A 677-nucleotide genomic window follows, 5' to 3' on the forward strand; every position below is an offset into this window, starting at 1 on the left:
CCCGGGACCATCAGCAATCTCAACCAGAAGGTTTACAAGCACATCGAGGCCTGGCGGAACCGGGAGATCAAGGAGGAATTTCCCTATGTCTACCTTGATGGGATCGTGCTTAAACGGTGCTGGGCCGGTGAGGTCAGCAATGTCTCGGTGCTGGTGGCGATCGGGGTAAACAGCTCGGGCTATCGCAAGATCCTCGGGGTATGCGAAGGCGCCAAGGAAGACAAGGCCGGTTGGTCCGGTTTCCTGCGCCACCTGAAAGAGCGCGGGCTAACGGGTGTCCGCCTGTTTATCACCGATGCCTGCCTGGGCCTGGTGGAATCCCTGGCGGAATTTTATCCGGCGGCCAAGTGGCAGCGCTGCATGGTTCATTTTTATCGCAATATTTTCAGTGTGGTGCCGGCGAAAAGGATGGCGGAAGTGGCGGCCATGCTCAAGGCAATCCACGCCTCTGAAGACAAGGAAGCGGCCGCGGAAAAAGCCAAGGCGGTGATCGCCAAGCTGGAGGCCATGAAGCTGAAAGAAGCAGCCAAGAAGATAAAGGACTCCATCGTGGAAACCTTCTCCTTCTATGATTTCCCCCGTGAGCACCGCTTACGTATCCGCACCAACAACGCCCTGGAACGGATCATGAGGGAAATCCGGCGCCGAACCCGGGTGGTCGGGGCATTTCCCGACGG

At 57.9% G+C, this 677-nt stretch carries 1 protein-coding gene; it reads left to right on the plus strand.

The features are described from left to right. Positions 1–677 (plus strand): IS256 family transposase (locus tag ACHHTY_RS12060; RefSeq protein ID WP_395494418.1); only part of this gene is annotated, 677 nt, incomplete at both ends.

The organism is Desulfurivibrio nitratireducens (assembly GCF_044068515.1).
Classification (GTDB): Bacteria; Desulfobacterota; Desulfobulbia; order Desulfobulbales; family Desulfurivibrionaceae; genus Desulfurivibrio.